Origin of the sequence: Pseudomonas sp. D1HM, from assembly GCF_019266105.1 — a bacterium.
GTDB classification, from domain to species: Bacteria; Pseudomonadota; Gammaproteobacteria; order Pseudomonadales; family Pseudomonadaceae; genus Aquipseudomonas; species Aquipseudomonas taetrolens.
Genome location: NZ_LRMN01000006.1, coordinates 43,093 through 69,687 on the forward strand (window position 1 = coordinate 43,093; position 26,595 = coordinate 69,687).

Sequence of the window (26,595 nt, forward strand, 5' to 3'; positions counted from 1 at the left end):
TGTACTATTTCGTTAGCTTGCTTGTGAATTCCGTTGAAGGGCAGGCACAAGTCAAGCTAAGGAATGATTTGGTTTCTTGCCTAAACGCTTACTTATAAGCGCCGGTTGCTCTACCCAAAAGCATGGTTTGCACTACTGGAGAGATGATTTTTTGCCATTCGTAGATCGCTGCGTTGGTTACGTAGATGGTATCGTCCGGTTTTATCACGATCTGCCGTGCGTAGAAGATTGCGGCCGGGTCACGCATGTCCAGACGTAAGACCGTAGGTTTTGGATTGGTTCCTTCCCCCATGCGAAAAACGAATACACCTTCCGGATTGGCATTGGCTTCTCGCAGTCCGCCGACACTGCCCAGTGCATCAAGCAGGCTGGTGCTTTGTGAGGGCATATCTTTCAGCCCGGGTTCCTGCACTGCACCCATAGCAACAAAGCGTTGACGCGCACGGTCCAGGACCACTTCCGAGTTGGGGCGCAGCAGCATGTTGTTGCCAGCCAAAATGTCTTCGTAGTTGAATTGTTGAACCTGGCTTCCGGTGCGTACAGTGACGTTGACTAGGTGCGGTTCCATGACTGGGCCACCTGCCTGGTTGACGGCATCGAGCAGGGTCAGTGGGCCTTGCAGAGTGCTGAAGCGCCCCGGAGATTTAACTGCGCCCGCGACCAGTACCGAACCCGACAGGTCGCCAACCAGTTCGACGTGGGTTTGCACGTCAGTGGTCACCCCTTTGAGCTGTTTGATGATCATCCGCTCAACCTGGTTGAGGGTCATACCCGCGACAAACTGACGGCCGACGTAGGGAAGTGAGATCATACCCTGATCGTCGATCCTGGTTTTGAGCTGGGTGCCGCCGGTGGACAGCGGCGCAAACAATGCCGAGCCCTCTGGCGCGTTGTCGGTGATCAGCACGCTCAGGACATCGCCGGGCATCAGTCGTGCCGATGGGGCGGTTGGCTTGGCAATGGATGCTTGCATCGGCCGCACGGCGCCCCGCATATAAGGGGCTATGGTGTTGGCATTGATCTCGACCAGGTTGTAGGTCGTGTTCTCGGATTCGATTGCGCCTTTGTACGGGCCAGCGCCTGATAAGGTGCCGCCGCATCCGGCCAAGCTCAAGCTTGCCAAGGCCAGTGCCGCCAGCTTTAGTTTGAAATATGATGGGACAGCAAGGGATTTAATCACGGTGATCCTCGATCGAAGCCAGGATGAAGCGGGTAATGCCGTACAGCATGAGTAGGCCAAGCAAGATAGTTGCCAGGTTATACAGGCGCTCGGGGTACAGAGCCAATTGGGGGGTGTTTGGGCTTACGACTGTCACCAGGGTGCGGATCTTTTTACTAGCTTCAATGCGCGCGTTATCAAGAGCGGCGATGGCCGTTGTGTAGCTGGCTTCGGCAATGCCGGCGTCCAGGGTCAGTTGCTGGAAGGCAGAGGCGACTACGTTCAGTTGTGAACCGTCAGTTGACGACACCAGCAGGCGTTTTTCCTTGGCCAGTTGCTGGGCAATGGCGTTAACCCTTTGTTTTTGCTGTTTCACTTGCGGCGAATCGGCGCGCAGTTTGAACTGCATCTCGGTCAATACGGCCTGTTCTTTGGTGTACTGGCTTTCGAGGTCGGCAATGATGGTGGCGCGGCTTTGTGCGGTGTTGGCGCCATCGAGTACTTTGTTGGTGTTCTGGAAGTCGATCAGTTCAGCTTTGCGGTCCGCGTATTGAACCCGGGCAGTTGCCAGTTCGCTTTTGGCGAAGGTCATCTGTTCGCGGGCAATGCTGTGGCTGACTTCGTTCACGAAGTGCTCGCTGGCTTCAAGGATGGTGCGCAGCATTTTTACCGACAAGTCGGGGGTAAAGGCTTGTACTTCAACTCGCAATAATCCGGTGGTTTCATCGTAGTTGGCCGCGACCATGCGCTGGTAGTACTTGAGAAGGTCTTCGCGTTGGGCGTCCTTGTCAAGCCAGAAGAACATGTCGCTGCGTTGTGCAGCGTATTGCTCGACCCAATGCAGGCGTTCTTCGAGCAATAGCATCATGTCCATGGACCCGATGTACTCGCGCAGGTAGAGAGTCTCTTCCCGGGACGCGGGATTGGCGCCAGTCAGCAGAGTCGCAAGGCCGGGCATCGCTGCAGCCTGATTGCCACCGTCCTGACGGACCACCACCTGGGCACTGCTGACGTAGCGATCAGTGGCGAATGCGCCGTAGTAGATGGCCGCCAGAACCATCGGCAAGATCACCAGGCCGATGGCCAGGCGCCAGCGCTTGAATTTACCCTTGCTGCTCATATGTGATGCATCCTTGAAGTCGAACGGTACTGCTTTATTAATCGGGGGAGTCAGGTGTTGTAAATCTTGATACCTTCGGCGACGTCTTCGTAAATCTGAATGCCGCCATCGCGTACTAGCAGCACGATATCGCAGAGTTTTTCTATCTCTGACATGCTATGTGTCACCAGCACAACTTTTGACTGCTGCAGTTTCTCTTGGAATACTTCGGCACACTTGCGCTTGAACTGTGCATCGCCGACGGACATCACTTCGTCAATCAAGTAGTAATCAAAGTCAAAGGCCATGCTCAGACCAAAGGCAAGGCGCGAGCGCATGCCGGATGAGTAGGTCTTGATCGGCTCATCAATCCAGTCACCGATTTCAGCAAAGTCCTGTACGTAACGAACCTTCTCGCGCATGTCGTCACCGACGGCCCCATAGATACGGCAGACGAATTTGATATTGTCGCGACCGGTCATACTGCCTTGAAAGCCGCCCGCCAAGCCAACCGGCCAAGAAATGCTCTTGTCAGTGATTACAGAGCCGGAGTCGGGAATGTCAGCTGCGCCCAGAAGGCGCATCAAGGTGGACTTGCCCGCGCCGTTGCGCCCGATCAGGCCGATATTCTTGCCTGGTGGGATCGACAGCGATAGGTTGCGGAACACATACCGACGTCCCTTCGGGGTCAGGTAGGATTTGGTAACGTTTCTAAGCTCGAACACGTTGGCCTGTACTCATCCGTTCTTCGTGGAAACAAGGTGCAAGCGGCGTGCGCGGTAGCTACCCAAGGCAATAAACAGCAACACCACAGTGAATGTGCCAACGTAGCCTTCCGACACCCCAGCTACGGGAGTGTAGTGAGGTAGGACTTCAGCGCGAATCAGTTCGACAAGGTGCAGGAACGGGTTGAGCAGCAGCAGCGGCATCATCGCTTGCGGCAGATAAGAGGCGGGTACTAATACACCGGAAATAAAGTAAAGCGGGAAAAAGGCCATGCGAATGACCATCTTTAGGCTGGGCAGGGCATGGGTAATCAATGCCAGCACCATGCCCAAGCCAAACGCAAACAACACTCCCAAGGTCAGTGTTGCCACCCACATCAGTGGATTGGTTACCGACATGTCGAAGCCATACCACGCGAAACCAAATACCAGAATCGCGTACACCGTGGCACTGATACAGGTTTCCACTAGCATCCGGGCAACATAGGTGTCGAGGGGCTTGATTTGCTTGTAGCCGAACAACGAGCGGTTTTCTCGAAGGCTGTCCATGAGGCGTAAGGCAGTGTTGCGGTATAGCAAAAAAGGTGCCATTCCTACCAGCACGAACACCGGGTATTCAACATCTGCGACTGTACGGCCGCGAATTAACGAGAACAAAACAGTAAAAATTAACAGGTGGCACACGGGTTCGATCAAAGTCCAGACCGCGCCCATACGACGGTCACCAAAACGGGCTCGTGCTTCGCGCAGCATCAGAGCGAAGATCACCGATTTTTGAATCTGAAACGAGGAACGAGGCTTCAATATGTTTACCGCAAAGCAGAGCCGGGCAAATGAATGCGCCGGGGAATTCATTTTCAGGAAATGCATGAAACCCGCGCGGTAAAGCCGGGATTCTATAGTCTTCCATGTTCTAAGGGCTGGGAGATTAATCGTTTCGTAGTATGAGCGTCAATGAAGAAGCGCTACCGTATGTAGGACAAGTCTTAATTTTTTAGCGATGACCGTCTATTCAAATGGCTGGCTTTTTTCGAGGAGTAAGGAATCGTAAGGGGTTGAGGGCGATATCTAAAAGCCACTATCCAGCTTGAGTTCGAGTTGCTTTTTATGAGGTTTTTTTGGGTGCTATCACCCTTTCTTGGAAAAAAGGTCAGCGCTTAGGGTTCGTTGCATCAGACTGCGATGTGGCTCACCTTGGTTTAAGAAAGGTCATATGTTGGTCGCTGGCATGAGTGCGATCGTAGTTGTCATGAGCGCCTGTCTATCAGTGAAGGAGCGCGTTGTTATTGAGAATCGAGCTGGTAAAGACTTCTTTTGTTTACCCGTAGCCCTGGAAAGTTACAAACTTGCGACGGTCTCTGCGCGTTGACATTCACTGACCATAGCCCGGTCCGCCGGTCGTGTTGCGTTTTCAGAAAATGCAGCCCCGCAGGCCCCATGTTTCGGCACTGGCCCGGGCCAACCTCAATGGCCTGGCCCGAGCGTCGGAAAACATCGTGCGCAATGCCATTCGTCATTCTTCTGTAGGTGGTGGCTTTTGTGCTGCCCTATGCCGCGCACGGTGGCGTGGCGGTGCCGGGAGGAGGTTGGGTGTTGTTGGGGGGATGTACCTCCTTGAACCCTGATTCTGGGGGTTACTGCGAAAAGGGCCGAAGGACCTTCAGGCCGGGTCGCTGCGCACCCCATCGCAGCCTGCGGCAGCGGCTACAAAGGTTGTAGCAGCGGTCGAGTAGAACGAGGCCGCGTCCGGCGGCGCAGCCGTCGTAAGCCTGGTGTTCCTGTTTCCGGAAGGGGCGGGAGGAGCGAAAAGCCGGACGCAGCCTCGCTCTGCTCATCAGCGGCTACAGGTTGGCGATGGGGCGAAGCGCTCTCCGGTTTGCCTGTTACGCCTTGGGTCTGCAGCCAGATGCGTCGTCGGCCCACTGTCAACTTTGACAGTATCGGGGTTGTGAAAACTGTTGCTTAATTCTTCCAAGGTCATGTGGTGCAGAGCTTTGGGCATGATCCTTAGGTCGCCCTTGCAGTGTTCAGACCGCCGCACAGCCTCGATAGCCACCGCCGTTCTCACGGCTACTATTGATCGCGTGGAGAGTGAAAACATGGCAACCCTGGATTCCCGCAACCGCTCAAAGGAGGCGCGTGATGCGTACCGCAAGGTTCGTACCCAGCGTCATCTGACCCGTGCGGCCAAGCTCGACGACCCGCTGCCTACGGCGACATTTGCCGCGATACTCGACCCGGTCGACGGACTGCTCAATGGTCCGCTGATCAAGCTCAACGGCCTGGATACGGTGATTCCGATCTGGTCCAACACCGGCAGTACCCCGGGAGACACTCAAGATCTGGAGCTGTTCATCGCGCCCGGTCATGTCACCGATCCGCAGGACCCGTCGTTCGTCCGGGTCTTGAGCCAACAGTTTGTCTACCCGTTCGCCGATACCTGGACCGGGGATTTCAATATCCCGCTCAATCACCTGCAGCCGGACGGCGCCTTTACGTTCAAGCATGAAGTGATTCAGTACACCGGCCAGGTGTCCACCAGTGCCCTGGTCAATCTGACCAGCGACACCACCGCGCCCAATGAACGTTCTGCGACTCCTGAGCCGGGGGCCATGGTGTTCAACACCAGCGAGCTGGATGACAGCAATATCGGCAGCGTCACCGGGGTTATCCCTGACTACCTCGACAAGGCCGCGGGTGATTCTGTGGTGTATTGGTACGCCAAAGACCCGTTGCCGGATGACCCGACCACGCTTCCTCCGGTGGAGGCTGCGCGGGAAGTGCCGGCCAATAACCAGATCACCATCCCCCAGGCGTATATCGAGACCCGGCAGGACGGCATTTTTTATGTGCTCTATACCTTGTTCGACCGGGCGCTGAATCGTAGTCGCCTTTCGGGTTACAAGCGCTTTACCGTCACCCTGGGCGCCTTGCCGAATGTGGTGGCCAAGCCTGAGGTACCGGTCGGAGCCAATGGCGCCGTGATCGATCTGGAAACAGCGGCCGGGGGTGTTTTTGTCGAGATCCCGACGTACACCGGCTGGAAGTCCGGGGACATGATCCGCGCCACCTGGGGCGGGCTGGATTTGCCCGCGGTGATTGCGCTGGAAAACACCGTCACCGAGATTCCCGTCCCGGCGCAGACACTGCGCACGGCATATGTCGGCGCTACCGGGCAAAAGACCACGACGGTCAGCTACGTGGTCGATCGGCAAGGGCGCGTATTTGGCCCGCAGCAGGACGATTTTCTGGTTGATTTCAGCGTCATTGGCCCACCGTTGCCTGATCCCGATCCGGACTTTCCAGACCCGACCAATCCGGTGTTGCTGGCCGGGGTGGTCAAAGGAGGTGGCGGCGATAACCTCCTTGACATCACGGATGCGAATAAACCGGCTGATTTCGAATTCACGATCTACGACCCGGTGAACGCTGGTGAAACCCTGGAGTTCTGGTGGGAAAACACCCGGGTGACGGAAGCGACTTTCACCATCACCACAGAAACCCCCGGCTCTACCAAAACCATCCAGATTCCCTGGGACTATATCCTGGCCACGGACAACGGCCCGGGCAAGCAGGTCTATTACACCATTGGCGACCCTACGGTGACGCCTAACCGGCAAAAGTCGCAGGTCACTTTGGTGGATGTAGTGGATGCCATTGTCATTGAACCCAATCCGGCGACGTTCCCCCATATAACCAGTCGGGGCTGGCTGGTGTGCTCTTCATTGCAGGCACCGGACAACGCCATTGTGGTGAGCGTGCCTGATCTATCGGCCTGGCTGGCGCCGGGGGATACGGTGGAGATGTCGTGGAGGCTGTTTCAGGACCGGACCGGCACCACCGAGATTACTTCCGCGGCATTGATCGACACCGTCACCTTGGGCGATGCGTCGAGCCCATTCCCGGTGACCGGGTTCAATTGGCGGGTCCAGCCATACGTGACGCATATTGCCCCGGCCTATAACCCGCCCGACCATCCGGAGGCCAATACGGTGGTGACGTATTCGTTCACCTACAAGGGTAAACGCGTCACCTCTTTGCCGGCCCCGGCCCCGGTGGGCATGTTCATGGGCAGTGGTGGTTGCATCATTCCTTGAATACGGCTTGATCCATGCGATGAACACTCCGGGGGCTGATTGCCGGAGTGTTCATCATTACGGCTGTGACAAGCGCGGGTTAACGTTCCAACACTTGCTTATCAACAATTCCCTGTTTGATTTGGGCTTTTTCCTACATTCAATGCGGAGGGTTAAAAGTAGCATCCGCACCTTTGTAAGTTTCGGCCTATTTCCAAGTAAGAGGATGGGCGTTAACAACGGTTAGTGAACCAAGGGTGAACCACAATATGTCAGCTACCAATCTGTTTAACTTGACCCCTCTAGCCAGCGCGATGAAGTACATCGTACTGGCTCAGTTTCTGGTGATCGCTCAACAAGCGGTTGCGGGCCCTATTATCAACGACGATGTCGTGATTGATCAGAACACCCCGCCTGACAGTTACACACTCAATACCCAAGCCACGTTAACTGCCAATAACGCCTCTACCTGGAATATCCGGGCTCAGAACGGGTCCACAGTCAATCTCAATTCCAGTTCGGTCACGACCAATGGCTCGGGCACTGCACTGGAGCTGTTCAACAGTTCGGGGGTCATCAACAACAGCCGTATATCCGGTGCTACCGCAGGCATGTTGCTGGGTTTCACTGCCACCGGCACCGGCTCAACGGCCGAGGTCAATAACAGTGTGATCAGCGGTGGCAGCCGGGGCGTGCATATCAGTGCCCGCAGCAACCTGACGTTAAACAACAGTGACGTGGTGGGCACCGATGCCAATGGTATCGGCCTGCTCATGTTTGATGGTACGGCCAGCGCCACGGGTGGCAGCATTGTCGGAGGCATGACCGGGATTGTGGTCCGCGACGATCCGAGCGAAGCGGGCGGTTCGCGTCTTGAACTCAATGGCACACGGGTTGAAGGCCAGGAGGGCTCGGCCATTCTCGTTCAGGGCGGTGCTGCTGACATTTCCGTGGGCAATGGCACGAGCCTGACCGGGGGTAACGGCGCACTGCTGGAGGTCAAGAGCAACGGCTCCGCCAACTTCACCGCCAGCGACAGCGCAACGCAACTGGTGGGGGACGTGATCGTTGAAAACGGCAGCACGGCAGACGTGACGCTGACCCGCGGCGCCAGCCTGACCGGTCGCCTGGAAAACCTCAGCGCACTGGCGGTCAATGACAGTGCCAAATGGGTGATGGTCGGCAACGGCGAGGTGGCCAACCTGGCCATGGACGGCGGAGCGATCCAGTTTGGCAGCCCGAGCGAGTTTTATCAGTTGTCCGTGGGCAACCTGTCCGGCAGCGGCACATTCATCATGGATGCCGATTTCACCACTGGCCAGGTGGACACCCTGAATGTCACCGGTACCGCTACCGGGGCGCATAAGGTCTTGATGGGCAGCAGCGGCGCCGACCCAACGGCTGACGGGCAGGTTCCGGTGATTCATATTGCTGCCGGTGATGCCACGTTTTCGCTGTTGAATGGTGCGGTTGACCTGGGGGCGTACTCCTATGACCTGATCCAGCAGGGCAACAATGACTGGTACCTGAACACGGCCAGCCGCGTTATCAGCCCCGGCACGCAATCGGTCATGGCGCTGTTCAATGCAGCCCCCAGCGTCTGGTACGGTGAACTCAGCACCCTGCGCAGCCGCATGGGCGAAGTGCGTATGGATCATGGCAAAGCGGGGGCCTGGAGCCGTGCCTACGGCAACAAGTTCGACGTGAGTGCGAGCTCCGGTCTGGCGTATCAACAAACCCAGCAAGGCCTGTCATTGGGTGCCGACGCGCCGTTGCCGGTGGGGGACGGGCAATGGCTGGTTGGTCTCATGGCCGGCTACAGCACCTCAGACCTGGACATGAGCCGTGGCACCAGCGGCACTGTCGACAGCTACTATGCCGGCGCATACACCACCTGGATGGATGAGCAGAGCGGCTACTACCTGGACGGCGTGCTCAAGTTCAACCGGTTCCAGAACGAGTCCAAGGTCCAGCTCAGCGATGGCCAGCAAACCAAGGGCAGCTTCGACAACAATGGTATCGGCGCGTCTCTGGAAGTCGGCCGCCACATCAAGCTCGACGATGGCTACTTTGTCGAGCCTTACACGCAACTGTCCGGTGTGATCATCCAGGGCAAAGACTACGATCTGGACAACGGCCTGAAGGCTGAAGGTGATCGCACGCGCTCCTTGCTGGGCAAGGTCGGGGCCACCGCCGGGCGCAACTTTACGCTGGACGATGGCACAGTACTGCAACCTTACGTGAGGGCGGCCTATGTGCATGAGTTCGCCAATAACAATGAAGTGCAGGTCAACAGCAATGTCTTCAACAACGACCTCTCCGGTTCCCGTGGCGAACTGGGCGCCGGCCTGGCGATGACACTGACCGACAAGGTCTCGGTGCATGCCGACTTTGACTACAGCAACGGCGACAAGATCGAGCAACCGTGGGGTGCGAATATCGGCATGCGTTACAGCTGGTAATCACGCGTCCAGTACACGTCAAAAACGAAAAGCGCGGGCCAGCGGTGTGGCCCGCGCTTTTTTTTGGGCTGTCGAAATCCATGCTCTGCGGGGTTTACCTGTCAGGTTTGACAGTATACGAGCGCGGGGGGCTGGGCATTAATAGTCACTTCATGCACCGGAGCGGGTCAGCTGTCGTGTTTGCTCGCCACGGGCCCCAGGAGGAGATCAGAAATGTCCAGAATCACGCGTTTTATCGATCAGAATATCCGTCGCATTCGCCCCAAGCCGTTCACCCTGGCGATGTTGCAAGACATCCCCGGCGGGCAGGTCGGCTTGCTACCGGCCAGCATTCAGGGCAAACCGTTAAAAGTTGAATTTGCCCCTTGGGACAACAGCAATCCAACCCCGGAAAACCCCGAGAGCGTAGAGCTGTTTTGGGATGAGGTATCGGTCGGGATCAAGTCCTGGAGCAGCCGAATCGAACCTGACGATTTTTTCATTGAGGTGCCCGCCCTGAATTTGAGCCAGGGCCGGCATGAGGTGGATTACCAGCTGATTTTGGCCACCGGGCAGACCGAACCCTCGGACATCCGGGTCCTGACCATTGATTTGCAAGCCCCGGCGCTGAATAACCCCAGCGAACTGCTGTTTCCCGCAGAGGTCCTGACCGCAGGTGTCACCAAGGACTATCTCGCGGCGTACGGCGACAGCGTAAAGGTCAATGTGCCGTTCCATAAGGTCGCCGCGCCGGGTGACGTGATCGTGGGTGAGTGGAAAAACCTCAGCAACGGGGTATCCCACTCTTTTCGCAGCCAGCCGTTGACCGAAGATGACTATGAGGATCGGGTGCAACTGACGTTCAGCGGTGATTTCTTTCGTGACACGGTCAAGGACGGCCAATGGCAGGTAACTTACCGGGCCGAGGACCGGGCCGGCAATTCGAGCCCGGTATCGACGCCGGTCCCGATAACGATTGCGGTCCTCAGGCCACCGCGTGTAGCGCCTTACCCATGGGTCGTTGAAATCGGCGACACGCCAGCCGAAAGCGGTGTGCTTAAAGCGTTGAGTGCGCTGGGCGGGGCCACAGTGCGCATCCCTGAAGAGGCGGTGTACTTTGATGAAGACACCGTTGAGCTGCAGTTTGGCGAGTCGGGCAGCCAAGGGGCCATCAGCGTGCCGGTCAGTGCCCAGTCACGGGATGTACATATTCCCAAAGAGAACATTGCCGCCTGGATGAAAAAGACCTTGCCGGTGTATTACACCATTCACTTGCCCGATGGCTCCAGCGTGCCCTCGACACCGCTGACGCTGACCATCAGTGAAGTGGACAAATACAGTTACCCGGTTCCGCAACTGGCGGCTCCCTTTTCGGACCCGGTGTCGAGCGGGGCCATCCCCGGGACGGGGCTGCCGATTTCGCAACGCAAGTGGGCGTTCATCAGCACCGACTGCCTGATCAGCATCAGCGTGGAAGGCATCGGGGTCCTGGACAAGCACCGTGTGACTGCGGCGCAAACCGAGGCCGGGGTGGTGGTGACGGCGCCGAAAAGCCTGATGTCTGGCTTGCCCGTCAACCAACGATTCATCGTGCAGACCGAGGTCAGTTTTGACGATGGCGCCACCTGGTTCTCTTTCGTTGAGCTGCGGCCCATGCTCAAGCCCTGAGAATGTCGAGCCCCGGGTTCAAGCCCCTGTTGCAAGGGGCTTGAGTGACTCACTGATAGGTGAGGGTGAACGCCAGGGCGCCTTCGGCGTTGCCGCCGTTGATCTCGCTGCGTTCTGCGGTCTGGTAAAACCGGGCGGTGAAGCCCAGGGTTTTGTCTTTATTGTTCTCAATCGTACCGAATGACACGTCGGCGCCCAATGGCACCGGGGTAACCCCGTCCTCGTGCAGAATTTGTATCCCCATGCCGGCAGCCGTCGAGCCATTGCTCAGGCTGAATACCCCGTCGCTGCCATCACCGACCGGCTGCGAGCCGTTGGCGCCGTCGAGCCGGATGTACGCGGTGGCCTGATCGGTGTCGGTCGGATCTGCCTCGCAGCTGGACAAGGTGATCGAGAAGCGCGTGGGGGCCGTGGTGAAACCGGGATGGGTGAAGTCCGACGTGTTCCAGTCGCCCAGCGGCACCGGGTCGACACTGACCGGGTTAGCGCCCACGGCGCATTGCGACTGGATTATGGTGCCATGCAGGCCATAGCGAAGGCCCAGGCCCAGACCGGTAAAAAAGCCGTCGAATAATTGCCGGTTCAGGGTATGGGCTCCCGGAGCAATGGGCCCGGTCTTCACCAGCGTGACTTTGTTGCGCAGGCGCCACAGCAGGAACGGGCTAATCATGCGTCGGATCGTTACCGCGTCGAACGGCACGGTGGGTACGCCGTTGACCGGGTAGAAGGTCGTGCTCCCGGTGCCGTTGAACGGAAACTCCAGGGTGATGCAGACACCCACGCCATCAATGTTGGTTTGAAAGATCTTTGTCGGGTCGGTACAGGCATTGATCCCGCTGACCATGGGCGAGGTCGCCCGTGCATTGAATTCCAGCACTACGCTGCCGTCGGTGCTGCAGCGGATTTCTGCGCTGTTCTGGCTGTTGGTGAACAGCAGTTTTTCTTTGGGCCCGAAGATGCTGCCGATGGCGGCGTCGCGGGGTACATAGACGTTACCCACATCGGCCTGGAAATCCATCGGCCCCGGTGGGGTGTTGTCCCAGCGGCAGGTGTTCGCCACGGCGGGCAGGGCCAGTTGCCATCCGAGCAGGATGCCCAGCAGGCTGAGCCCGCGTCGCAATAATAATGTCATGGGTATGTTCCTTCAAAAGCGAAATGGCGCGACCGGGCGTCGGCGCCACGTGATGGGGTGGTTTCAGTGGCAGGCCAGGGTTTGCACGCGGTAGCCCCGATCCTGATCCATGCTCTGCGGATCGACCTGCAGCCGGCATTGCTCGGTGCTCTCATCTCCCCAGCGCACGTCGAGTGCCTGGGGACGGTCATGGGTGCTGAGCAGGATCTGGCCGCCCTGGCCGACAACACCGATTTGCGCACCTTCGGCGTCGATCACCTGGGCACCAAAAGGCAAGGGCTGGTCGTTGAAACGGGCACTGATGAGCAGGCGTCGCACCGAGCGTGCGTTGAACGTGGTTTTAACCACCGCACCGCGCCGGGGTACAACCTGGGTGGTGCCGTTGTCGATGTCGATTTCGGGGCCCAGCTGGTCGGTTTCGAGTTCGACCTGATTGACCCGATAAGGGCGCAGATAGGGCATCAGGGCATAGCCGCGGGCACTGGTGCGAACCCCCGGAACGTTACTCACACCGACGCCCTTGACGCCAGGTACATGGACCAGGCCTGCGGTTTCCCCCAGATAAGGGCCGAGTTCAATACCCTCAGCGTGCAGCAACACGGCGCCATTGGCGCTGAAGGAGCGGCTGCTGTAGCCAGAACCCTGGCTCAACCCGGCGCTGAAGTTGCCGTAAGGGGTCTGGTAGCCCGCCGATAACTCGGCTGATTTTTGCTGTCCGCTATCATTGGCCAGTGCCGCGCGGTAACTCAGGCGATGCTGATCGAGGCTGCCGCTGAGGCTGCTGCGCTGACTGAACGAGTCACCGTTGTGTTGCACGTCGAAGGTCGCGGAGGCGCTGTGGGCGAAGTCCAGCGGCACCGAAATGCTCAGCCCGAACTGGCGGTCGATGCGCTCGCTGCGGGTGCTCAGGGACTGGCTGGCGAACAGGGTGTAGGTGACATCCCGGTAGCGGGTATTGAAGTTGAATTGAAACTGGCGCCGTTCGTAATCACTGCGCCAGAAGTCTTCCTGGGAAAAGGTCAGATTAAGGGAACTGCGCGTGCCGATATTCTGGTAGACCGCCGCCTCGAGCCGGCTGCGGCGACTGCCGTAGAAGCGCACGTCCTGGGCGCGCTGGCGCACGGCTTCATCGAAGTCACGGTAGCCCTCGGTGGAGTAACGATACCCGGCAAAGCGCAGGCTGGTACGGGTCGGGAAGGTCTTGCCGTATTTGATGGCGTAACTCATGCCCTGCACCGAGTCCAGGCCGGGGATGCCCAGTTCGGCATCGGAGCGGGTCACGTCCAGGGCCATTGCTCCGAGGGCACCCAGATCCTTGGCCACGCCGAGGCTCACGGCCTGATAAAAGTCAGCGCTTAACAGGCCGCCATACAGGGTCGAGCCCCAGCGGGTACCCACGCTGAGGGTGCCTTGCCACAAAAGCGGATCTTCCATGTCGCTGGCGGCGTTGTATCGACCGAGGGCGGCGCTGTAGCGCCAGGTGCCCTCGCGCAACAGATTGCCCAGGGTGGCATAGGGCTGGCTGAAGCGGCGGACCTGCCCGTCGGCTTCGGTCAGCACCACTTCCAGCTCACCGCCACCGCCGCCGGTACTCAGATCATCGATTTCATAGGGGCCGGCGCTGACGTAGGTGGAGTAGATCGGGTAACCGTTTTGCAGCACTTCGAGCCGTGCCCGGCTCAACGCGACCCCGCGGATGACCGGTGCATAGCCTTGCATCGCATCGGGCAGCATCCCCGCGTCCGAGCTGACCAGTGCCCCCTTGAGCGGGAGGCTTTTGAATACTTCACCACCGGTGAAGGCTTCGCCCAGGGTCAGGTTGGCGTTCATCCCCGGCAAGTCCCGCTGGGCATAGGTGTAGGCGCGGGTCCATTGACGCGCGCCTCTGGTGCCCTGGCGCCCGCTCTGGTTGGTGCGCAAACGCCAGGGGCCGAGATTGATCCCGGCATTCAGATACAGATCCTGGTTGTCGTTTTTCCCGCCATACCGGCTGGAGCCTTGTTGCGCTGACACCTGATAGCTGAGGAAGGCCGCGTTGATCCCGTGATCCCAGCGGGCCGGGTCGACATAGCCGACCACGTCACGGTGCATGGCAATCTGCGGGATGGAGACCGACAGCTGCAATTCGCCGCCATTCAGGGTGGTGCTGGCGCCGGGGATCAGCGTACTCAGGTTGACGCACTGATTGTTCAGTTGCTCGGGCTCGGCGATAGCGTTGAGACGCACACCGAACTGCTCGAGCAGGGTCGCCGTCAAACACGGTGTCAACCCTGAGGAACCGTCCCGGATGAATTCGATTTCATGTGGCCCCAGGTAGTCCTGGTTGACCCGGACCTCGACCCGATAACGCCCGGGGCCGAGGTCGGGGGTATCGGCCAGCGCCTGCAGCGCCAGTCGCCCGGCATCGGCCGGCTGACCGGCACTCTGAAGCATGAAGCCGGGCTGGAACGCCAGGCCGGGACTCGCCTGTGCCGGTACCGGCGCGATGCACGCAGCACCGCCGCTGCTGATCAGCAGCCAGTGGCCAAGGCGCAGGCGAGCAGGCGAGCGCCATCGTCCTGAAAAAAGGATCATGGTGAGGTTCCTGGCAAAAGGAGTGAGTGGGCGATCAGGGGGCCGACTGAACCGGCACGGTCATCTGCGCGGTGGTTCCGCCGTAATCGTTGATCGTGGTGAAGACCACTTGCAGGCCGGGGCCTGGCGGGAGGTTGTCCAGCGCATAGACGGTGCGCTCCAGCGGGGCGGCCATCACCGGCCGTTCAATGCGCCGTGGCTGGCCGTCGACCATGAGCTGCAGCTGCTTGAAGGTGTAGTGAAAGGGCGTCGGGTTGTTCAGCACCAGACGGGGCTTGCCGTCGCGGCGTTGTATCGACCATTGCAGGTCCTTGAGCCGGGCCTGGGGTTTGTCCTTGAGCTGGCTGGGGCGATAGAAGAACTTGATGCGGGTGCGAATCGCTATGTTGAGGACGTTGCTCTGCTGATTATCGACCTGGGGGATTTCCTGGGCATTGAAGTAAAACAATGACTCGCGATCGGTCGGCAACGTATGGGGCAAGCCATTGATCTGGACTTGCTGTTCTTTGCCCGGATTGACCCGGAACAAGGGCGGCGAGGCCATGAACGGTACGGCGGTGGTCGTGTCGTCGGCCTCGGTGTTGACCCAGGTCTGCACCGCGTAGACTTTATCGCTGGGGTTGGCGATCACCAGGGACACGTTGCGCTTGTCACCGTCGAACACCACACGGCTGCTGCTCAGGGTCAATGAGGCCTGGCTCAAGGGTGCGTAGGCGGATAGAAACAGCGCGCCCACGGCGCCGATGCGCACCGTGCGGCGACGTAACGCATTGATGGATTCGAACATGAACATTCCTCGGGGTGACACCTACGGGTGCGCAGAGCCGGGCGCGCCTTTTGAGTGCGTGGCCGCACTCAAAAGGCCGGGGTTTACGGGAGGGCGACGACGAAGTTGATGTTGGCGATGACGGGCCCGCCGACGACGTTTGCCGTGGTGGAGCGGTATTTCGCGTTGAACACCATTCGGGTTTCGCCGGTCTCGTTGAGCGGGTACGCCTTGGAGTCGGTGCCGTGATCGACGTGGGTGCTGTCGTTGTCCTTGATCGCCAGCGCCACACCTTCGGCTCCGCCGGTCTGGATGCCGTAGTACTTGCCGTCGGTACCGGCATTGCCGTGGGTGCTGGTGAACTGGACGGTGGCGGTTTCACCGGCGGTAAATCCGCAGGCCGCGCCATCTTTGATCCGCAGGGCAAATTCGCGCCCGCCGGCTTCCTGGTCGGCGTTGCCGCCGAAGTCGGCAACTGCTACATCGCCCATAAAGATCGGCCCGGGTGCACCGGTGCTGGGATCGATCGGGTCAATCGGACAGGTGTTGGTGTTGATGTTGCCGGTGAAGTTGATTTGCCCGGTGCTTGGCGCTGCAACTGCTGAAGTGCCCGCCAGGCCTGCAGCCAGCCCAAGGGTCAGCGCAAGTAAAGACTTCGTCATGTTACGTATCCTTGAATAGTTGACCGGCACGCCGAGGTCGAGACGGCGCCGGTGTGACACTCCGATAAAGTGCCGACGACATTGAGGGGTTGGTACGGTGTCTCGACGCGGGAATGTTAAAAGCGGCAGGCAGGGGGATATATGAGAGAACTCTCAGTTATCGAGGGCGCAGGGGCGATGCGGTTCGGGGAGGGCAGGCGGCCAGTGGCCGGGCACACCTTTGCGGTGTGCCCGGCCATTTCAATCACTATGGGTCATGCAACGGACGCTTAAATCACGGGCAGCACTCTGGGTTTATGCACATTCTGCCGGCCCCGGAAATAATCCTGGCCTTTCAAGACCGTATTGTCCGGCACATACCGTTCGAGGGGAGGGGGCGGGCTGGGCGGGGCAACAGCTTTCTCACCCAGTGAAGCCAAAATGCCTTCCTGCATGGACTTGCTCGGCGTGTGCGCCGGGAGCCCGTAAGTCCGTGGTGCCTGGACACCTCCGGATTTCGCTGCTGCCGCCAACCGCCAATTGCTCTGCACAACGCCACTCATTGCCCCGGTGATATCGCTTTCTGTCAGGAAACCGAGGGCGCGCGAGGTATCGGTGCCACTGGATGACGCGCGGATACTGTTGGCGCTGGAGGCGCTTGAGACTCTGGCGCTGGAAGTGCTGCTGCGCAGGATCGGGGCCGGGCTGGCCGAGTGGATCACCGGTCTGGGTGCCGGGGGTTTGAAGGCCTTGAAGTTCGGTAATGCAATCGCACTGAGGCCCAAGCCGATCCAGCCGAGGGTTTCGCGGGTGCGTTGGTCCCGGGTGAACATGGCGACGCCTTCGACGCCCATCGCTGCCGCCGTTGCGCCCCAGGTGATCGCTGCCGGTGCAGCGGTGACTGCGGCAGTAGCCACAGCCCCGGCCATGGCCGCGACGCTGGCACTGGCGCCCAGAGCCAGGGCCGTGGTGGTCGCGGTTGACGCTGCGGAGGCGATGACCGCGCTGATCAGGGGGCCGGGATTCCACGTCACGATCGACAACACAATCCCCAACACCGTGGTCGCGGCTGCGACGCCGGCATTGAACCAGGGGTTATTGATGATTTGACTGCGGCCGGTGGGGTCGCTGAAGGCGATGGGGTTGCCGGTGCAATACATGTAGCAATTGATCCCGCCAGCGCCAAAGGGGCTCAGCGAGTCCGGGCTGTGAAAGCGCATCAGTCCGGGGTTGTAGGCGCGGTAGCCACGACCGAGCAAGTACCAACCGCTGGCCGGGTCGCGCACCTCGCCGTTGAACCCTGGCAGGCTGTTCAATGGTTCATCGCTGCTGCGTTCGCCATAGGCGCTGTAGACGGCCGTGCGCAGGCTGGCGCCCTCGAGTTCACCGATCACGCTGTGTTTGGCGTCGGTGAGCAACAACAGGGTTTTAGAGGGATCGCCGGGGGTCTGTTGCCCCAGTGGCTGGGTACCGTGGTAGAGCCACTGCGTGTGGTGGCCGTCTTGCACGGTGTGGCTGACGTTCTCTGCCTGATAGAAGCGCAGGGCTTCAGCGCTGCCTTGCGCGGTGACCCCCAGCAGATGGTTGTGCGCGTCATAACGGTAGCTGCTGAGCGCTTGACCGGCGGCGGTTTTCACCGCCAGCAGACGGCCCTGGCTGTCATAGCTCAATTGCTGGCCAAGCTCGTCAAGCGCCAGGTTGCCATCGGCATCGTAGGCGTAGTCGCTGCGCAAGGCCTGATAGCTGGGATGGCTGTGGCTGGCGCTCACCAGTTGGCAGGGATCAGCGCTGGCAAAACCGAACTCGGCGATGTCCTGGCTGCCGTCGGCGAAATTGGTACGGGTGTAGATGATGTTGTCCAGCGCATCGAATTCGTAGAACTGCCTGACGATGGCATTGGCGAAACGGTCTTCGGGCAATTCGCTGCCGGCGCATTCATACAGTTCGAGCCGCCCGCGCAGGTCGTAATTGTAGGTTTCCAGCAGCACCGTCTGGCCCGCGATCTGCCGATGACAGGTGGCCAGGTTGCCGTCGGCCAGGTACGTCAGGTCGATCTGCTGTTCGGGTTGCAGCGGTTGGCCCTGGCGGTCGCTCAGGGTCAGGGTGCGCCGGGTTTCGCGACCGATATCATCGAAGTCCAGTGCCGTGATCAGGGTATTGCCGGTGCCCAGGTCGGTGCGGGTGGTGCGATGCAGGCGCCCGCAGGTGTCGTACTCAAAGTTTCCTTGCAGTTGGCCTTGGGTGATGCGCAACAGCCGTCCGGTGTTTGCGCTGACGTCGTATTCGGCAACGGTGGTCTGCCCGGCAATGTCGGTGCAGGACAATTGCCGGCCCTTCAATGAACTGATGTAGCGGGTGTGCCACGTCGTCTTGCCCGGCTCGGTCCAGGTTTCATCAGTCAGATGGCCGGTTGCACTGTAGGTGAACGCATAACTGCCCTGAGTATTGCTCGACCGGTCGAGATTGCCGTTGGCAGGGTCATAGTTGAACGTTGCGTTCTCATCCGGTGCTTCGATCACGGTGGGTTCGGTGGTCAGGCCGTGCCGGTATTGGTAGGTGAGCTGTTTGCCGCTCGGTGTTTGCCGTCGGCTGGGTTGCAGGCGTGCGCCTTCATACTCCAGTTGCTCCACGCGATCCCCGACGGTGAGCCGGGTCAGACGGGAGAGGCCGTCGAAGCGCTGCTCGCCCACGGTGACGGCCGGGCGCAGCTTGTTGCCAGGTTTGACCGCCAGCGAGGTGGCCAGCGCGGCAGTGCTATGGGCCGCGTAGGTGTGGTTGATAACGGTCAGGTCGGGCAGCGTGCTGCTGAGCAAACGCCCCCAGCTGTCGTAGCGATGGCGGCTGACCCGGCCAAGCGGGTCGACCTCTTCCGTGCAATTGCCCAGCCCGTCGTAGCGGTACCGCTGCAGGCTGAGGCGGTTCCCGGCCAGGTCCTGTTGTTCGGTGCTCAGCGGTTTGTCAAAACGATTACTCAGGGTAATGGTCTTACCCATGCCCTCGGTCCATTGTTCGTGGATAAAGGTCAGCGGGTTGTTGTGACTATGCCGGGTAATGCCATCAGCCCCGGTCACGCTGGCCTGCTGACCCCACAGGTCGTAGCTGAAGCGGCGGGTCAGGCGCAGGTCGGTTTTTTCCAGCCAGTCGATCTCGGTTTCTTCGCTCAATTGCCCGAGGGCATCGTATTGCGCGGTGTAGATGTCCCGGTAGACCGGCGGGTTGCCATCGGCATTGTCGTGGTCTTGCAGGGCTTCGCGCACGGCGCGGCTGAGGCCGTCGAACCAGGTTTGCGTCCTGACACCCTTGACGTCCTTCAGCTCCTGGCCGGGGAGATCGGTCACCGGTGTCTCACCGCGGCCTGCCGGGCGGATCAGGCGATAACGAAAGGTGCGGGTGGCGGCGTACTCGGTGTCGGGGGCTTCCGTCTCGGTGAGCACACGGCCCAATGCATCGTAGGTGAAGCGCAATTGCTCATCCTGGTCGCTCAGGAGCAGGGGTTCGCCGTTGAGCAACGAACGCTCTTCGGTGGTGTGTTTACTGACGTTATCGAAAAGGCTGGTCAGGGTCTGCTCGGTGACCAGCACCGTCTCACCGTCGACAGTGGCATGGGTCGGTTTTTTCTTGCTGTAGCGATAGTCCGTGACCAGTGTGTGGTCAGGGTTATCGGCGAAGGTCAGGGCTTGCTGTTGACGCCTGCCGTGGCTCAGCGGATCGGCGGGGGTGTTGAAGTAGCGATAGGCGCAACGTTGCAGCAGGCGTGCTTGCGCGCTGTCCAGTTCCTGCAACTGCTCTTCGGCCAGGGCCACCCACGGTGTCTGGTTGGCACTGGCCGCGATGGCCGGTTGCGAGATGTAGCGGTAGAGGGTCTGCAAAGTTGGCGCACCGTCTTGCAGTTCAGGGATCAGCGTCGCGTCGCTGGCGGGGAACACCGTGCGGCTCTGCAGGTGCCGCACAAACCCGTACGGATCGGGCGGACAGTCACCAGGCATACCGTCGGCCGGGTACCAGCTGGAGACTTCACGAATGCCGTTGGCTTGCACCTTGAGGGTCTGGTTACCGTGAATGTCGTACTCATTCAGCTCTTTGTCATGACGCCAGGTTCGCGGATCATCGGTGAGGTCCCACAGGGTGGCGACCCGTTTGGGCAACTGACATTGGCGCACCTGATTGTCAAAGGTGTCTGTGTCGTTGGCGTAATAGGTGGTGGTGACGGTTTTTCGGTGGTTGCCCTGGGTCGTGAGGAGCGAGGTCTGCAAATGGAAGCGGTTGAAGGTATGGGTCGTGGTGCGCACCGCGAGCTGATTGACCATCAGGCGTTCAGTGACTTCATAGGTGTAGTCGCCGATGACCTTGTACAGGTTGTCGAGGCCATCGTCGGTCCAGTCGATCGGTGAGTTGTAACCGAGGAAATTGTTGCTGCTGTAGGTGTAGTCCACCGTGGCGACAGGCTGGCCGGCGCCGGGGTCGGTAACGTGGCGGGGGACCCGGGCCACGTTCTGTTGTCCGCCGTCGCCGGGGAACGCATGACCTGCATCGCCATATTGCAGGGTTTCACGGCCGCCCATGGGGGTCCACACATCCTTGATGCACAGCAGCTCGCGTATGGGTTCATAGTCGAAGCGCCAGCCGGCATCGTTGTTGGTGGGCAAGGTGATTCTGCTGACCCGGTCACCTTCCAGGTGCATCAGCACGCGTTCCGAGGGTTCTCCGCCCACCGCCGGGAGGTGGAACTCAACGGTTTTTGCCGTGGTGTTGCGGATCACCGCCAGTAGCTGGCGCTGATCGTCCCTGACGGTGCGTAGCATCCGTGGCAAGTTGCCCTCGCCGTAGCTCAAGGTCACGCCGTGTCCCTGGGATGAATACTGATGAACCGGCATGGCAATTTGCGGAGTGGGGCCCATGAGCTTGAGGATTTCTACCAGGCCGGATTTGTGCACCACCTTGAAGTCGCCCCGGGGGTCGCCACTGATGTCGTAGAGCTGAAAGTTTTCGATCTTTTGCTCTTTCATCAGCATGCGTGCAGGGTTGCCCGGGGCGCGTGAAGTGACCTTGAAACTTTCCCCCGAATGCACCGATAGCACCTGATTGCTCGGCGTGTATTGGGTCAAGGCCAGGTTCCAGCCCAGGCCAAAACCGCTGTCGAGTGTATTGAGCGGGTTGAAGGTGAGTGTCAGCGGGACGGCCGGGCCGCTAAGGTCGTTGGTTTTGACTTCGGGCAACGACACGCTGACGGTATATAACCCGGTGCGCGGATCGACGCCCGTTTGCACAAAACTCAGAAAATTGAACGCGTTGGAGTGAACAGCCGTCGCGGCAGTCATAGGGGCAAACCTCGATTACTTTAAACACAGTCGCCGTTAAATAACAGGTACTTACTTGCGCTCTATTCGAATGCACGAAAGATGCCCGTGAATAGTGCCGCCTGAATGGAATCGAACTTTGCGAACCCCCGGCACAACGATTTCGCCATTGGGCACGCCGGCCAGCGCTTCAATGTTCAAGTATTCCAGGGGCGGTGTCGTCGTGGGTTGTTTAATGGTCAGTATTTCAATTTCCCAGCCTTGGTTATCTAAACAGCCACTTGAACTTTTATCATCGAAGTACGTAATGCTCAGGGCAGAGTCAACATTCAACAGGCGCGTGGTATAGGCCTGGTCATTGGTGCAGCCGTAGCTGCTAACGATATGATCGCCCACGGTGGCCGGAATCACACATTCCACGCTGACGTCTTTTTCCCTGACGTAAATACTGCCTGCGGCTTCCACCGTCAGGCTAATGCCCAGGCTGATTAAAAGACTGGCAGTCAGAGTGCTGGAGAGATTCATAGTGAACTCCTGAATGTTTACGGGGACAGGTACAGGGGCCGTATGACGGCATGGGAATAAACACTAACAGCCTTTTCAGCGACGCAAACCTAGCAGTTCTGCTAGTACCCAAGTGCGGACTTGAGGGGTAAAAATTGTATTCACTGAACGCGCCCCGGTTATTCCATCAGCGCGATTATTTGAATGCAGAGAACCTTCCTCATGATTGAATTGAATCCGGTCCCGACGATTCCCGCATTAGAGGCTGACAATGCAATTGATCTGGTGAAGTTGGGAGATTCAGCACTCCAGACTTATATCCATTATCCGGGCATTGAAACCGGTGAAGGCGATTTGATTAACTTGAACTGGCGCGGCTGTGCCCACGATGGCGCGGTGGTGGATGAATTGATTGCGCCGATTGAAGTAAGAGTGGTCGATTTGACGCCTGAGGGAGTATTGGCCCAGATCGAAAACAAAACGCTGACCGATCTGGATCAGGGCTGGGTGTTTTATTCGTACAGCGTCAAAAAAGCCGCTGAGCCGGATTACGGCGACGAGTCACGGCGGCTGTTTTTCTATGTCGGCAAGCGGCCAAGGATCAGTGCGGATTTGCCAGTGTTGCAGATCAAGGAATCCCATGACCTGCACTACGACTTGAACACCGGCTCGCGGGCCCAGCCCACTGTCATGCTGGTGCCTTATCAGGCGATGGCGGCAGGCGATGTGGTGACCTTGCACTGCCGGCGCTTCAATGCCGACGGCAGGGAGCTCCTGCCGCCGATTGCCAAGGACACATCGGTGAAGGCCGCGCACGTCGGCAAGCCGCTGGCCTTGCCGCTCACACGTTCGGATCTGCTGCGTGTCGACGGGGGGCGGGTCGAGATCAGCTACGGCATCCAGTACGCCGATACCTCGCTGGAAAAGACGGTATCTGCTTCCCAGACCCTGCAACTGCTGCCGCCGCCCACGGCGTTGCTGCCGGCACTGACGATTGTCGGTCATGGCGGCGGGCCGATTAACCCGGTGCAGTTCCCCGAGGGCTTGCCGGTGCGCATCGAAGGTTACCCCGGCATGAGCGTGGGTGATGACGTGCTGTGCCACGTTCACTCCGATGCCTCGGCCGTCGAGCCGCTGGTGCTGCCGATAAGGGTTGATGCCTCGACCCTCGACAAGGGCTTTATTGACAGCCGGATTGACCCGCAATGGCTGCTCGCCAATAACGGTCAGGTCATCAGCCTGCAGTATCAGTTTGCCTGGATCGGCAGTGCAGGTTCTTCACTCGAACACGCGGTAACCATTCGCGAGCCCCTTGAACTGGAGATGCCCATCGTGGTGGGTGCGCGTCCGGGGCAAGAGCCGGTGGAAGGCGAAGGCGAACTGGAGGTGCTGAACCTCAGTGTCACGGGGGTCGATGTGCGCATCGATTCCCGTTACGGAGCCAACGACAAGGTCGAAGTGTTCTGGGCCGGGTATGGCACCACGGGTTATGCACGGGTTGATACGCCGACGGCGCCGGACAGCAAGACATTCAATATCGCGCCGCAGTTCATCCCGGCCAACCTCGGAAAAACCGTGCAGGTGTACTACTGCGTGACCCCGGCGGGAGAGAGCGTGGCAATCAAGTCACCGGTGTACGGGCTGAGGGTGCTGGCCATACCGCTGGATTACTACCTGAGCATTCAGTCCAGGCAGGCGCAACAGACCAACGGCCGGATCCTGCTGAGCAAGATCCCTGCTGAAGGTGAGCTGTTCTCACTCAGGGCCTGGGTCTATATGCGTGAAGGGCACACGGTCAACGCAATGATGACCGGCAAGGACATCAACAATCAGCCCCTGACATTGCCTCTGTTTAACGACTACCGCGTCACCGCCGCCGATGTCGCCAACAAGCAAGTGTCGACCCATGTCAGCGCGGCCATCCTGCGGCAGTTTCAAACGGGGCCGGTCACGGTGCAGGTCAGCGTGATCTATGAGCCAGGGGCTGAAACCAACTACCGCGAAGCGCGTTTCACACTGGAAGCATGAGGCTGAGGGATCAAGAGGTGTCCGGGCACACGGTGTTCGGCTTACGACGTCATTTCATACGATGAGGGGCAATGACATGCCTGCGAAGCGAGTTACCCAACGTGAATATCTGAACTGGATGGCATTGTCGCCACGCACGAACAAGTGGAGTGCGTTCGTGGCCTATGACCGTGACAAGTGCAATCAACTGCTGATGCAGGAGTACATCGAGAAGTTCGACAACGACTCTTATTTGCCACCAATCGATGAACCTTACGCCACCGGGGAAACCACCTGGCATTGGCAGCTGGATTACGTCACCGACGTCCCGCGGTTAAGTTTTGAAAATAACTCCAACGATGACACGTCCGCTGAAGTCAACATGAGCATGGCCGTGGTCGGCGGCACCCAGGTGTACCTCAACGATGCGGGGGGCACGCCGGAAGTGACCATGATCAGTTCATTCGATCCGCTCGATCACCCGGAACTCCAGGCCAACCGGGTGGCGTTGAAGGACGTCAAAGGGGAAGTGAACGGCGCCGGCAGCGTGACCCTGGACCTGGGCGATCCGGACGTCCAGAAGTACATATGGGAAGTCAGCGGGTCGAGGATTGAGCATGAACGGCGCGTGGCGGGGGCGTTTTTCAAACGCAAGTTCCGTGAAGCCGAACCCAAGCGCAGATCGTTCAAGCTGGGCACGCTGGCCTACACCGAACAGGAATTCTTGAAACCGGCGGTGTTCAAGATCCGCACCGTGATGGAGGAGGGTGCGCAGAATATCTCTGCGGCCAACTTTGGCAGCGGGGCGGTTGAACTGCGGATTGCCATGAAAGACGAACTGGAAGGCGGGTTGCCCGGTGCAGACTGGTTGTATCCGATCCCCAACGATATGCCAGGGATCAACTCATCCCTGATGTTCAGTCATGAGCAACTGATGCTGAATATTATCGGCCAAGGGACGGCGCTGGCATTTGGTGCGAGTGCACCGAGGTTCGATACGGTCAAAAACGAAGAGGGATTTGTCGAAGTCATTAAAGTCAAAAGTGGCACCTCGGGGCATTTCAGGCTGCCCCCTCAAGAGCATGTCATCCCGATAGGTGATGGCGTTCGCATTAGCCTCGGTGAAATTCGCATCCCTATTTATATTGATGAAGATGAGCGCTTGACCGTGAGCAATGTCGGGAATGGCCGCTTTCGAGTGGGCATGGGTTCTAGCATCCCGTCTCACCCTGTCGATTGCAAAATCGATGGTCGTGCGCTTAACGCAAAAGTGTCATTGGCGCTGAATGCGGACTGTGCGTTCACCGTCGATCTGGAGCAGCGAAAAATTGTATATGAGCTGCAAGACCTGAAAGCCCCGATGTTACTTTCAAGTCCGGATATTGAAGGTCAGGAATGGCTATACAGGCTGTTGTTGCTTTCGGAATTTACAAGGTTAGTCAAGGAAGAAGCCCGCAAGACCGCCGAGATTTTTTTCTCCAATCTCCAGGCCATCGATGCCTTTGTGTTGAACAGCCTGTTGTTCAACAGCACCGATGCGGTGCAATTGAAGAGCGTGGACACGCCCGGCGATCTGGTCAGTTTTGGCTCGATCAGCCCAAGGCTCACCACGTTTTCCATTTCGCCCATGGAGCACCTGATGGGGTATGGCGAAAGTTTCAGCTTTGCGGTGAACCCGGCGCAGTCCTCGATCACCTGGAGCGTGGCTAACCTCGACGGTTCCAGCGCCGGTGCCGGTACCATTGACGCCAGCGGCCGATATACCGCGCCGGGCCTGAGTGATATTCCGGGCACCTATAAACGGGTCAAGGTCACGGCCACCAGCGGCGAGCATGTCAGCAAAGCCCTGGTCACGGTCGCCGCCCGGGCCATCACCCTTAATCCGCTGGTTCAGACCTGCCCGGCCTCAACCGCGGGTAGCCCGGCGCAGACCCGGAAATTGACCGCCAATGCCCTGAGTGGCAGCTTGAGCTGGTCGGTAAAGGGCGATGGCAGCGTTCCGCCCGTGGCGAGTCCGGATCGCAGCAATGTCTACAGCGCTCCCCTGAGGCAGGAGGTCGGGACGATTAAAAAGACCTTCACCATTGATGAAGTCATCGTCACGAATACCGCCACCTCCCAGACCCAGAACTCACTGATGGTGGTCACTCATGGCAAACAGACTGTGGCAATGGAGGTCGCTATGGTGGGTGGCAAGGCGCAGTTTTCGGCTCGCTTCAATGGGGGCGAGTTACCACCGGGGACTGAGCACTGGGGGTGTATCCCCGCAACGGGTGCGGGATCGATTGACCAGCAAGGTCTCTATACCCCTGATCCGAACAGCCAATACCAATTCGTGATTATCACCATCATGGCCGCGATGGAGATGCCTAGCGGAGATCCATTTTTTATCGGCGACGCCTTTTATATTCAACCGCTGCCGCTGATTACGTTGCCGCCCAAGCCCCAGCCCGAGGAACCCCAAGGTTTTTTTGAACAAACCCCAGGCGAGTTCCAGCTTTAACCC

15 protein-coding genes are annotated in these 26,595 nt (G+C 59.0%); 5 read left to right on the forward strand and 10 right to left on the reverse strand.

The genetic code is table 11. The features are described from left to right. Positions 1 to 88: 88 nt before the first annotated feature. From AWM69_RS07785 to AWM69_RS07800, 4 genes are all read right to left on the reverse strand, one after another. Positions 89 to 1,180 carry a polysaccharide biosynthesis/export family protein gene (locus AWM69_RS07785; protein WP_373274292.1) on the reverse strand — a complete coding sequence of 364 codons (1,092 nt, stop codon included), beginning with the start codon at positions 1,178 to 1,180 and terminating at the stop codon, positions 89 to 91. After that, positions 1,173 to 2,279 carry an ABC transporter permease gene (locus tag AWM69_RS07790; protein WP_218726170.1) on the reverse strand — a complete coding sequence of 369 codons (1,107 nt, stop codon included), beginning with the start codon at positions 2,277 to 2,279 and terminating at the stop codon, positions 1,173 to 1,175. The genes AWM69_RS07785 and AWM69_RS07790 overlap by 8 nt, the downstream gene beginning before the upstream one ends. A gap of 50 nt (positions 2,280 to 2,329) precedes the next feature. Further along, positions 2,330 to 2,926 carry an ABC transporter ATP-binding protein gene (locus AWM69_RS07795; RefSeq protein ID WP_373274293.1) on the reverse strand — a complete coding sequence of 199 codons (597 nt, stop codon included), beginning with the start codon at positions 2,924 to 2,926 and terminating at the stop codon, positions 2,330 to 2,332. A 69-nt stretch (positions 2,927 to 2,995) separates the two neighbouring features. After that, positions 2,996 to 3,853 (reverse strand): ABC transporter permease, encoded by an 858-nt coding sequence (locus AWM69_RS07800; protein ID WP_256930240.1) that lies wholly within the window; start codon positions 3,851 to 3,853, stop codon positions 2,996 to 2,998. A gap of 1,229 nt (positions 3,854 to 5,082) precedes the next feature. On the opposite strand from AWM69_RS07800, the gene AWM69_RS07805 reads away from it, so the two are divergent. The 3 genes from AWM69_RS07805 (at position 5,083) to AWM69_RS07815 (ending at position 11,168) form a co-directional block, all read left to right on the forward strand. Beyond that, positions 5,083 to 7,080 carry a hypothetical protein gene (locus tag AWM69_RS07805; protein ID WP_218726172.1) on the forward strand — a complete coding sequence of 666 codons (1,998 nt, stop codon included), beginning with the start codon at positions 5,083 to 5,085 and terminating at the stop codon, positions 7,078 to 7,080. A gap of 248 nt (positions 7,081 to 7,328) precedes the next feature. After that, positions 7,329 to 9,521, forward strand: a complete 2,193-nt coding sequence (locus AWM69_RS07810; RefSeq protein ID WP_218726173.1) for an autotransporter outer membrane beta-barrel domain-containing protein — start codon at positions 7,329 to 7,331, stop codon at positions 9,519 to 9,521. 213 nt (positions 9,522 to 9,734) lie between these two features. After that, the gene (locus AWM69_RS07815; protein ID WP_218726174.1) at positions 9,735 to 11,168 is read left to right on the forward strand and encodes a hypothetical protein; all 1,434 of its coding nucleotides are present in this window, start codon (positions 9,735 to 9,737) and stop codon (positions 11,166 to 11,168) included. Positions 11,169 to 11,217: 49 nt separating this feature from the next. Here the strand turns inward: AWM69_RS07815 and AWM69_RS07820 are convergent, their stop codons facing one another. The 6 genes from AWM69_RS07820 to AWM69_RS07845 all read right to left on the reverse strand — a co-directional run bounded on the left by AWM69_RS07820 (position 11,218) and on the right by AWM69_RS07845 (position 22,103). Next, positions 11,218 to 12,300, reverse strand: coding sequence for a fimbrial protein (locus AWM69_RS07820; RefSeq protein WP_218726175.1), 1,083 nt, complete (start codon positions 12,298 to 12,300; stop codon positions 11,218 to 11,220). 63 nt (positions 12,301 to 12,363) lie between these two features. After that, positions 12,364 to 14,874 (reverse strand): fimbria/pilus outer membrane usher protein, encoded by a 2,511-nt coding sequence (locus AWM69_RS07825; RefSeq protein WP_218726176.1) that lies wholly within the window; start codon positions 14,872 to 14,874, stop codon positions 12,364 to 12,366. 34 nt (positions 14,875 to 14,908) lie between these two features. After that, positions 14,909 to 15,661, reverse strand: coding sequence for a molecular chaperone (locus tag AWM69_RS07830; protein WP_218726177.1), 753 nt, complete (start codon positions 15,659 to 15,661; stop codon positions 14,909 to 14,911). An 83-nt stretch (positions 15,662 to 15,744) separates the two neighbouring features. After that, on the reverse strand, positions 15,745 to 16,302 hold the full coding sequence (locus AWM69_RS07835; protein ID WP_048382196.1) for a fimbrial protein: 558 nt from the start codon (positions 16,300 to 16,302) through the stop codon (positions 15,745 to 15,747). 269 nt (positions 16,303 to 16,571) lie between these two features. Beyond that, positions 16,572 to 21,599, reverse strand: coding sequence for an RHS repeat domain-containing protein (locus tag AWM69_RS07840; protein ID WP_218726178.1), 5,028 nt, complete (start codon positions 21,597 to 21,599; stop codon positions 16,572 to 16,574). Positions 21,600 to 21,650: 51 nt separating this feature from the next. Continuing rightward, positions 21,651 to 22,103: a hypothetical protein gene (locus AWM69_RS07845; RefSeq protein ID WP_218726179.1), complete on the reverse strand. Its 453-nt coding sequence runs from the start codon at positions 22,101 to 22,103 to the stop codon at positions 21,651 to 21,653. 201 nt (positions 22,104 to 22,304) lie between these two features. Between AWM69_RS07845 and AWM69_RS07850 the strand changes: the two genes are divergently transcribed. Beyond that, a complete protein-coding gene (locus AWM69_RS07850; protein ID WP_218726180.1) occupies positions 22,305 to 24,110 on the forward strand; it encodes a hypothetical protein in 1,806 nt (601 codons plus the stop codon). Positions 24,111 to 24,186: 76 nt separating this feature from the next. Beyond that, on the forward strand, positions 24,187 to 26,592 hold the full coding sequence (locus AWM69_RS07855) for a carboxypeptidase-like regulatory domain-containing protein (RefSeq protein ID WP_218726181.1): 2,406 nt from the start codon (positions 24,187 to 24,189) through the stop codon (positions 26,590 to 26,592). The last annotated feature ends 3 nt before the right edge of the window (positions 26,593 to 26,595 follow it).

Bases quoted from the DNA above. Each gene is read 5' to 3' on its own strand.
- AWM69_RS07790 (WP_218726170.1), bottom strand. From the start codon at position 2,279: ATGAGCAGCAAGGGTAAATTCAAGCGCTGGCGCCTGGCCATCGGCCTG.
- AWM69_RS07800 (WP_256930240.1), bottom strand. From the start codon at position 3,853: ATGCATTTCCTGAAAATGAATTCCCCGGCGCATTCATTTGCCCGGCTC.
- AWM69_RS07805 (WP_218726172.1), top strand. From the start codon at position 5,083: ATGGCAACCCTGGATTCCCGCAACCGCTCAAAGGAGGCGCGTGATGCG.
- AWM69_RS07810 (WP_218726173.1), top strand. From the start codon at position 7,329: ATGTCAGCTACCAATCTGTTTAACTTGACCCCTCTAGCCAGCGCGATG.
- AWM69_RS07815 (WP_218726174.1), top strand. From the start codon at position 9,735: ATGTCCAGAATCACGCGTTTTATCGATCAGAATATCCGTCGCATTCGC.
- AWM69_RS07820 (WP_218726175.1), bottom strand. From the start codon at position 12,300: ATGACATTATTATTGCGACGCGGGCTCAGCCTGCTGGGCATCCTGCTC.
- AWM69_RS07825 (WP_218726176.1), bottom strand. From the start codon at position 14,874: ATGATCCTTTTTTCAGGACGATGGCGCTCGCCTGCTCGCCTGCGCCTT.
- AWM69_RS07830 (WP_218726177.1), bottom strand. From the start codon at position 15,661: ATGTTCGAATCCATCAATGCGTTACGTCGCCGCACGGTGCGCATCGGC.
- AWM69_RS07835 (WP_048382196.1), bottom strand. From the start codon at position 16,302: ATGACGAAGTCTTTACTTGCGCTGACCCTTGGGCTGGCTGCAGGCCTG.
- AWM69_RS07840 (WP_218726178.1), bottom strand. From the start codon at position 21,599: ATGACTGCCGCGACGGCTGTTCACTCCAACGCGTTCAATTTTCTGAGT.
- AWM69_RS07845 (WP_218726179.1), bottom strand. From the start codon at position 22,103: ATGAATCTCTCCAGCACTCTGACTGCCAGTCTTTTAATCAGCCTGGGC.
- AWM69_RS07850 (WP_218726180.1), top strand. From the start codon at position 22,305: ATGATTGAATTGAATCCGGTCCCGACGATTCCCGCATTAGAGGCTGAC.
- AWM69_RS07855 (WP_218726181.1), top strand. From the start codon at position 24,187: ATGCCTGCGAAGCGAGTTACCCAACGTGAATATCTGAACTGGATGGCA.